This is a genomic window from Roseateles sp. P5_E11, from assembly GCF_054049355.1.
In genome coordinates, this window is record NZ_JBFUMO010000226.1 from 1 (window position 1) to 8752 (window position 8752).

Annotated in this window: 6 protein-coding genes; 5 read left to right on the top strand and 1 reads right to left on the bottom strand. The window is 69.4% G+C overall.

From position 1 onward, the window contains the following. The 5 genes from ACXJKR_RS17125 to ACXJKR_RS17145 form a co-directional block, all read left to right on the top strand. A partial coding sequence (locus ACXJKR_RS17125; protein WP_457323843.1) for a FlgK family flagellar hook-associated protein occupies positions 1–1407 on the top strand: 1407 nt, incomplete at its 5' end. 3 nt (positions 1408–1410) lie between these two features. Then, the gene (flgL, locus tag ACXJKR_RS17130; protein ID WP_457323844.1) at positions 1411–2694 is read left to right on the top strand and encodes a flagellar hook-associated protein FlgL; all 1284 of its coding nucleotides are present in this window, start codon (positions 1411–1413) and stop codon (positions 2692–2694) included. A gap of 156 nt (positions 2695–2850) precedes the next feature. Continuing rightward, positions 2851–4035 (top strand): EAL and HDOD domain-containing protein, encoded by a 1185-nt coding sequence (locus tag ACXJKR_RS17135; RefSeq protein WP_457323845.1) that lies wholly within the window; start codon positions 2851–2853, stop codon positions 4033–4035. 41 nt (positions 4036–4076) lie between these two features. Further along, complete coding sequence (locus ACXJKR_RS17140; RefSeq protein ID WP_457323846.1) at positions 4077–6554, top strand: sensor histidine kinase; 2478 nt, start codon at positions 4077–4079, stop codon at positions 6552–6554. A gap of 9 nt (positions 6555–6563) precedes the next feature. Beyond that, on the top strand, positions 6564–7193 hold the full coding sequence (locus ACXJKR_RS17145; RefSeq protein WP_056199180.1) for a response regulator: 630 nt from the start codon (positions 6564–6566) through the stop codon (positions 7191–7193). Positions 7194–7327: 134 nt separating this feature from the next. On the opposite strand, the gene ACXJKR_RS17150 is transcribed toward ACXJKR_RS17145, so the two are convergent. Further along, the gene (locus ACXJKR_RS17150) at positions 7328–8665 is read right to left on the bottom strand and encodes a sensor histidine kinase (RefSeq protein WP_457323847.1); all 1338 of its coding nucleotides are present in this window, start codon (positions 8663–8665) and stop codon (positions 7328–7330) included. Positions 8666–8752 lie beyond the last annotated feature (87 nt).

The following is an 8752-nucleotide window of genomic DNA, read 5'->3' on the forward strand; positions in this document are numbered from 1 at the left end:
CCCAACGACCTGATGGACCAGCGCGAACGGCTGATCTCGCAGCTCGGTGAGCATGTGGCGGTGACGACGCTGGCCGCCGACGACGACACCGTCGGCGTCTTCATCGGCGGCGGCCAGCGCCTTGTGCTCGGCAACCAGGCCTCGTCGCTGCAGGTCTCGGCCGACGCCTACGACCCGCTGCGCGCCGTGGTGTCGCTGAACGAAGGCGGCCAGAGCCGACCGCTGGACGAGAGCGTGCTGACCGGCGGTTCGATGACCGCGCTGCTGAGCTTCCAGAACAAGGATCTGCAGGACGCAAAGAACCTGCTGGGCCAGCTCGCAGCCGCCATCGGCACGCGCGTCAACGACCAGAACGCCCTCGGCCTGGACCTGTCCAACCCGCCCGGCAAGGGTGCCGCCATCTTCAGCGTCGCCGTCCCGAACGTGCTGCCGGCGGCCAGCAACCAGCGCACCCCCGGCGGTGGCTTCACCAACGGCGTCGCGGCCAGCATCGTCGACGCCAGCCAGCTGCAGGCCAGCAGCTACAAACTGAGCTCCAGCACGTCCGGCAGCTATGAGCTGACGCGCCTGTCCGACGGGCTGGTGCGCACCGTCAACGACGGCGACACCATCGATGGCTTCAAGATCGTCTTCACCCCTGCAGCGCCGGCCGCGGGTGAGAGCTTCCTCATCGAGCCCGTGGGTTCCGCCGCCGTCAACATGAAGCGCGTGCTGGACGCCCCCACGGGCATCGCTGCCGCGTCGCCGCTGACCGCTTCCACGAACGTCAACAACACCGGCACCCTCAGCGTCGACAGCATCTACGCGGTCAACCAGAACTTCGACCCGACCACGGCGCCCATGACCCTGCAGTTCGGTGCGCCCGATCCGGCCAACGCCAACAATGTGCAGTACACGCTGACGTTGGCCAACGGCAGCGTGCTCAGCGGCATCTGGAGCTCGGGCCAGCCCATCGGCAACCAACCCGCCGCCGGCATCGACCTCGGCTTCGAGCTGCGCACCAACGGCGTGCCGCGCAGCGGCGACAAGATCGCCATCGACCCGACGACCTACACCGCCACGAACAACGGCAACGCCAAGGCCTTCCTCAACATCCAGAGCGAAACCTTCGTCGGCCGCCAGGTGCTGGCTGGCGGCGGCTTCACGCCGGGTTCGACCATCAACGACACCTATGCCGCGGCGATGAGCGACATCGGCGCCCGCGTGCAGAGCGCCAACTACCTGTCCGACGTGTCCACCAGCGTCGCCGGCGATGCCGAGACCAGCCGCGCCGGCCAGGCCGGCGTCAACCTCGACGAGGAAGCCTCGCGGTTGATGCAGTTCCAGCAGGGCTACCAGGCCGCCGCCAAGGTGCTGCAGACAGCCCAGACCCTGTTCGACGAACTGATGCGAATTGCGCAGAGGTAATCCATGAGACTCGCTACCGCCAACCTCTTCGACGCGTCCATCGCCAATCTGCAGCGCCGGCAGAACGCGATGCAGACCCAGCAAGAGCAGCTGACCTCGGGCAAGCGCATCGCCCTGGCCAGCGACGACCCCACCGGCGCTGCGCGCGCCGAGCGGGCTCTGGCCTCCATCGGCCGCGTCGAGGCCAACCAGCGTGCACTGGAGGCCAGCCGCAACAGCATGACCCTGGGCGAATCGGCCCTGGGCGACGCCAACGAGCTGCTGCAGCAGGCCCGTGAAACCATGGTTTCGGCTGGCAATGCCAGCTATTCCGACGCCGAACGCCAGGGGCTGGCCACCAAGCTCAAGGGCATCCGCGACCAGTTGCTGGCCATCGCCAACCGGCCCGACGGCTCCGGCGGCTACATCTTCTCCGGCCAGGGCGCCTCCACCCCACCCTTCCTGGATCAAGCCGGCGGCGTCAGCTACATCGGCGTGCCCGGCAACATCCAGACCGGCAACCTCGACAACTTCCAGCTGACCATCGATGGCCGCGCCTCCTGGGAGCAGGCGGGCAGTGGCAATGGCTCCTTCGAGACGGCGCCGCGCACGCTGACCACCGACCCCACGACCGGCAAGTCCGTCGTGCAGCTGATCGACCCGGCCACCGGCGGCCCGCTGGTCAACGGCATCACCGGCAACGTGGCTTCGGGATGGATCGACAGCGGCCGCACCATCGACCCCAAGCTGCTGACCGGCCATAACTACCGTGTCGACATCGCCGGGGCCACGCCCTCGCAGACCTACACGCTGACCGACACCGACCTCGGCAGCGTCGTCTCCAGCGGCAGCTTCAAGCCGGGCCAGGCCATCACGGGCGACGGCATGGCCTTCACCGTTTCAGRCACGCCGGTCGACGGCGACGCCTTCGCCATCGCCGGCTCCAAGAACGGCCTCAAGGTCTTCGACGTCATCGACAAGGCCATCGCCGACCTCAACACCACGCAGCGCACTCCCACGCAGGTGACCCAGGCCAACACCACCAGCATCCGCGACATCGACGCCGTCATGGGCAATATGCAGAGCATGCGCAGCCAGGTGGGCGAACGTCTGAACAACCTCGACGGCACCGAAAGCCGCCTGGCCGCCTTGAAGCAGTACAGCGCCGAGGAAAAGAGCGCAGCCGAGGATCTGGACATGGTGCAAGGCATTTCCGACTTCCAGAACCAACAGACCGGCTATGAAACGGCGCTCAAGACCTATGCCATGGTCCAGCGCATGACGCTGTTCCAGTACATCCAGGGCTAGGCACGCCCCGCTGCACGTGGCTTCAGGACGGCACCGCGCCGTCGCTCCCATCTCTGGTGTGTCATCGCCGCGAATGAATTCGGTCACGAATCGTCCCGGTAGGGCGGCGGCGCTCGTGGCAGACTGCCGCATTCACCGCCAGCCCAGCGCCGCGCCATGTCCGACAACTCTCCCGCCGCTCTCGATCGCGCAATCCTGCCCGGTGTTGCCCTGGGCTATGCCCCCGTCATCGACCGCCAGCGCAACATCGCCGGCACACGGTTGACGCTGGTGCCGCTGCGCGCCGATGCCAGGACCGATCACGCCGAGCTGCTGGCCGCGCTGGCCGCGACCTGGCCCCAGGGCGGCGCCGTCATCAGCGCCCAGGGCGAAGCCCTGCTGACCGCCCTGCTGGCCCAGCCGCCGGCCGAGCCGACCCAGATCGAGGTGCCGGCCTTCATCGCCGCTGATGCCGCGCACGGCGACGCCATCGCCGCGTTGAAGGCGGCTGGCCACAGGGGCCTGCTCAAGGGCCTGCCCAATGCACCGCTGCCGGCCGCCGTCGGCGCCGCCTTCAGGCAGGTGGTGCTGGAGCCCGGCCAGGCCGCGCCGGCCGGCGTTGCCGTCGTGCATGCCGGCGTGCGTGGCGCCGACGCCATCGACGCCAGCTTCAAGGCTGGCGCCGAAATCGTCATCGGCTGGCCCATGGACGGCCCTTACGAAGCGACCGCCGGCGCCGCCAAGACTGAGATCGCGGCCGACCTGCAGGTCATCATGGAGCTCATTTCACGCGTCGACGAAGGCGAGGACGTCGAGCGCCTGGAGCAGACCTTGAAGCGCGACCCCAGCCTGGCCTTCAAGCTGCTGCGCTACATGAACTCGGCCGCCTTCGGCCTGCCGGTCGAGGTGTCGAGCTTCCGTCACGCCATCATGCTGCTCGGCTATGCGCGCCTGAAACGCTGGCTGGCCCTGCTGCTGACGACGGCCAGCAAGGACCACAGCATGCGCCCCATCATGTTCGGCGCCGTGCGCCGCGGCCTGCTGATGGAGGAATTTGCCGCCAGCATCGAAGACCGCGAGCAGCGCGACGAGATGTTCATCTGTGGCCTGTTCTCGCTGCTGGACCACATGCTCAAGGCGCCGTTCGAGAAGCTGCTGCAAAGCATTCCCGTGCCCGAGCGTGTGCGCCAGGCCCTGGTGGACGACAGCGGCCCCTTCCACCCCTATCTGGAGCTGGTGCGCGCCATCGAATCCGAGAGCGTGTTCGACTACCGCGAACGCGCTGACGCGCTGATGCTCGGCGCCGGCGAGATCAACGCCTGCGTGCTGCGGGCCTTGCACAAGGCCACCCAGCTCGAATGAGCAAGGCGCCATTGCGGATCATCGGCTCGCCAGGCTGAGCCATGTTCGGCCCGCCCGCCTCCACTGCCCTGCTCGACCTCGTCGGCGACCCGGTGCTGACGTTACGGGCGGATCTGTCCGCACTGCGCGCCAATCCAGCGGCGCGCGAATGGCTGGGCGCCGACGCCGCCGAGGGCTGGCGGCTGCTTCGCCATGCCGCCGGAGCGCGGCTGGAAAGCTGGCTGCGCGAGGCTGCCCATGCCATCGACGCCGGTCGCGCGCCGCCACTTGCGCCACCGCTCAAGCTCGCCGACGGCCAGYGCGCCACGCTGCACCTGCTGCGCGAACGACCCAACTGGGTGCTGCATGCGCGCCTCAGCGCAGCCGACCCTGGCGAGCCACCGCTGGCCGAATGGCTGGCCCTGCTGCCCCTGCCGGCCCTGCTGGCCGATGCCGCCAGCGGCACGCTGCTGCGCCACAACGCCGCTTTTGCGGGCCTCTACGCCGGCGCCCCCCGCCACCTGAACGACCTGCCCGATCTGCTGCAGGCCCTGCTGGGTTGGCACCGCGGCATGCCGCTGCCGGCACTGACGGCGCAGCGCCCGCAGGACGGGCCGCTGATCACYGAGGCCGAGTACATCGACCCGCAGGGCCAGCACCGCTGGCTGCAGGCGCGGCTGCGCCTGTGGCGCCATGCCGGCCGCGCCCAGCTGCTGGCGGTGCTGGAGGACCACAGCACGCTGCATGAGCGCGACCTTGCCCACCAGCAGCTCGACGCGCTGATGGACACGGCCGCGGTGGGCCTGGCCACCTTCCAGCCCGAAGCCGGCTGGCTCAAGGCCCACCGCAAAGGCTCACCCTTCAAGACCGGCAGCAAACAGCCAGGTGGCACGACAGGCACGGCCGGCTCGCTGCAGGGCATCAGCCGCGAGATCGTCGAGCCCGCCTCCCTGCCCGAATTCGAACGCCTGCAGCGTGCGCTGAAAAAGGGCGACGCCGTCGAGGTGCGCTATGCCGTGCGCCACCCCGAGCTCGGCCGGCGTTGGCTGCTGACCCGCGTCGCGCCTGGCCTGCTGGCTGGCGGGCGGCGCTCCACCTCGGTCGTCACGCTCGACGTGACGGCCCAGGCCCAGGCCGAGAACGCGCTGCTGCTGCGTGCCGAGAGCGAACGCGCCGTGCTGGATTCGGTGCTCGTGGGCATCGTCACCGTCGGGCCTGACGGCATCGAGTGGATGAACCGCTCGGCACGGCGCATGTTCGGCTGCGAACTCGAGGACGTGCAGGGCCAGCCCATGGGCGTGCTGGCGCCGGAGGATGACGAGCACGCCTTTCACACGGAGCCCGGCGCCGATGTGTTCGAGTGCCGGCTGCGCGGCCGCGACGGGCGCGAGTTCTGGGTCATCGGCAATGCGGTGCAGACGCAGCGAGAGGATGGCCCCGGCAAAGTCACTCAGCAGCTGACCTATGCCCTGCTGGACATCGACCGCCGCCGCCAGGCCGAGGCCCAGAGCCGGCTGGCCCAGGCATCGCTGGCCCGCATCATCGAAGGCGCGCCACTGGCCATCACGCTGCACGAGGCGCAGAGCCTGCGCATCGTCAAGCTCAACCACGCCGCCGCCACGCTCGCCGGCAGGCCCGAGGCCGCGATGCTGGGCGGCACGCCGGCGCAGCTCTTCGGCGACGAGCAGGGGGCGCAGGTGGTCGCCGACATGCGCGAGGCCCTGGAATCCCAGACCGTCGTGCAGCGGGAATACCACGTGCCGGCCGGCAACTCGACGCGCATCTGGGACGCGCGGCTGCTGCACCTGGCCGGTGTCGGCGGCGACGACACGCCCGAACTGCTGCTGCTCGTGGCCAGCGACGTCACCGAGCAGCGCGCCGCCGAGCAGGCACGGCTGCAGGCCGCCATCTCGCAGCGCGAGCTGTTGGTGCGCGAGGTGCACCACCGCATCAAGAACAACCTGCAGGGCGTGGCCGGCCTGCTGCAGCAGATCGCCGTGCGCCGCCCCGAGGTGGCCGGGGTGCTGAAGGAAGCCGTGGGCCAGGTGCAGGCCATCGCCCAGGTCTATGGCCTGCAGGTCGGCGCCTCCGGGCCGCTGGTGCTCAAGCGGGTGTTCGACGCCATCGTCGGCTCGGTGCAGCGCATGCAGGGCCGCGTCATCACCACGGCCGCCGAGGGCGGCGCGCTGATGGAGGACTGGTGCCTGCCCGAGGCCGAGGCCATCCCGATCGCGCTCAGCCTCAACGAGCTGCTCGGCAATGCGCTGCGGCACAGCAACGGCGCCCAGGTGCGCTGCCAGCTCATCTGCGACATGGCCGGCATCACCGTCGAGATCGCCAACCCCGGCCGCCTGCCCGAAGGCTTTGCGCTGCAGAACGTCAAGAGCGGCGTGTCGGGCCTGGGCCTGGTGCGCGCCCTGCTGCCGCGGCGCAGCGCCATCCTGAGCCTGGAACAGCAAGGCGACGATGTCGTCTGCCGGCTGGAACTGATTCCACCGAGCGTGGTTCACAATCCGGCCATAAAACCAAGTTCTGGATAGAGGGGCACGGTGAGCAAGGGCAAGATCCTGGTCGTCGATGACGACCGTCTGGTACTGGCGACGCTGAGCTATGGGCTCACGCAGGCCGGCTTCGAGGTCATCGACGCCGACAACGGCGACGATGCCATCCTGCTCGCCCGCGAACACCGGCCCGAACTGGCCCTGCTGGACATCCGCATGGAAGGCCTGACCGGCTTCGATGTGGCCGCCTATCTGCGCGAATTCCTGCAGACACCCTTCATGTTCCTGTCCGCCTTCACCGACGAGGCGACAGTGGCCAAGGTCAAGGAGCTGGGCGCCGTTGCCTACCTCGTCAAGCCGCTGGACATCTCGCAAATCGTGCCCGCCGTCGAGGCCGCTTTTGCACGTTCAACCACGCGTTCGACGCCCCCCGTCGCCACCTCAGCCCCGGCGGCACCGGCCGCCATGGCCCAGGCTTTCGAGGCCCCCTCGGAATTGCCGTCCATGGACGTGACGGCCCTGGCAGTCGGCGTGTTGATGCACCGCTATTCCCTGCCACGCGACGAGGCGCTCGCCCGCCTGATGAGCCTGGCCTCCGCCGATGGCCACAGCCTGCCCGAGCAGGCACGGCGTGTCGTGGATGCGCTGGAGCTGCTGGCGCGCCCGGGCCAGAAGTGAGCCCCTCGTCCAAGGAATACCTTGGCCGGTCCCCCAGGGGGACGGCGATGCTTGCCGGATCGACCGGCAAGCACATCGCCTAAGGCGGGCCGGCTAGGGAGCGGCCCGGCGCTCGGCCCGCAAAGCAATGGGCGTCAGCCCAAAGTGAAATAAAAACGCGAGCCCTCGCCCACGGCGGATTCGGCCCAGATGTCACCACCATGGCGGCGAACGATGCGCCGCACCAGGGCCAGGCCGACACCGGTGCCCTGGAAGTCGCTGGCGCTGTGCAGGCGCTGGAAGACGCCGAACAGGCGCTCGGCAAAGCGCATGTCGAAGCCGGCGCCGTTGTCCGACACGACGAAGACGCGCCGCCCGCCCTGCTGCACGCTGCCAAAGCCGATCTGCGTGCACTCGACCTTGCCGCTGTACTTCCAGGCGTTGCCCAGCAGGTTCTCCAGCACCATGCGCAGCAGCGTCGGGTCGCCCTGCACCRTCAGGCCCGGTTCGATGTCCAGCACCAGCTCGCGCTGCGGCGCCCCGCGCTTGATCTCTTCCATCACATAGCCGGCCTGTTGCGACAGGTTGACAGGCTGGCACGCCAGTGGCCGCGTCGACAGCTGGGAGAGCGACAGCAGCGCGTCGATCATGCTGTTCATGCGAGCGGCAGCGCTCATGACGCGGTCGAGGTGGTCATTGCCGACGCGATCCAGCCGCGCGCCGTAGTCTTCCTTGAGGATGCGCGCAAAGCCCTCGACGACGCGCAGCGGCGCGCGCAGATCGTGGGAGACCGTGTAGCTGAAAGACTCATGCTCGGCGGCCAGGTCGGCGGCCTGCGCCGGCTGGGGCGCTGGCGTCGCCTCGGCGGGCTCGTCGGGGCGGGCCGTGCCCAGGTAACCAGCGAAATGGCCGTGCGAGTCGATACAGGGCAGGCCGCGCAGCCGCCAGGCGGTGCTGCCATCGGCAGCGGCGAGCTGCAAGTCGACAAAGGGCTGGTGGGCACCGAGGCGCTCGCGCAATTGGGCGGCCGGCTCGGCAACCTCGAAGCGCTCCCACAGCTGCTGGGTGCTGGCGCCCGCACCCACCCAGCTCGATGACGGCGCGCCCTGCGGCGCCTGCCAGCGCACCAGGCGGTGCTCGGCATCGGTGGCCCATTGCCAGTCACGCTGCAGCTGGGCCTGCATCAGCAGCTGCTGGCGCACTTCGCGCAGGGGCTCGGCCAGGCGCTGGCGCGTCAGCCGCACGCCGGCATGCCAGCCCAACGCAGCCGCAACCAGCAGCAGGACGCCGGTGAAGAATGCCGTCAGCACCAGGGCCGCGTGCACGAGGCCAACCTCGCCGCCCCAGACCCGCATCAACGCCAGCACCACCAGGCCGCCCAGTACCAGCATCAAGATGGAGACCGTGGCCAGGGTCAGCATCAGCAGCCGCATCGGCAGTCGTCGCTCCTGGCGGCGCGAGATGAGCGCGCTGTCGTCGCTGAGGCTGTTCATGCGCTTCATTGTAGGCAGCGCTTCCCCAGCAACAGGGCCTGGGCATGCCCGGCGTCGCCCGATGTCAATAACCACAGCGCAGCCGGC

What these genes read in the sequence shown, in the direction of transcription:
- ACXJKR_RS17135 (WP_457323845.1), top strand. Translation starts at nt 2,851, where the DNA reads ATGTCCGACAACTCTCCCGCCGCTCTCGATCGCGCAATCCTGCCCGGT.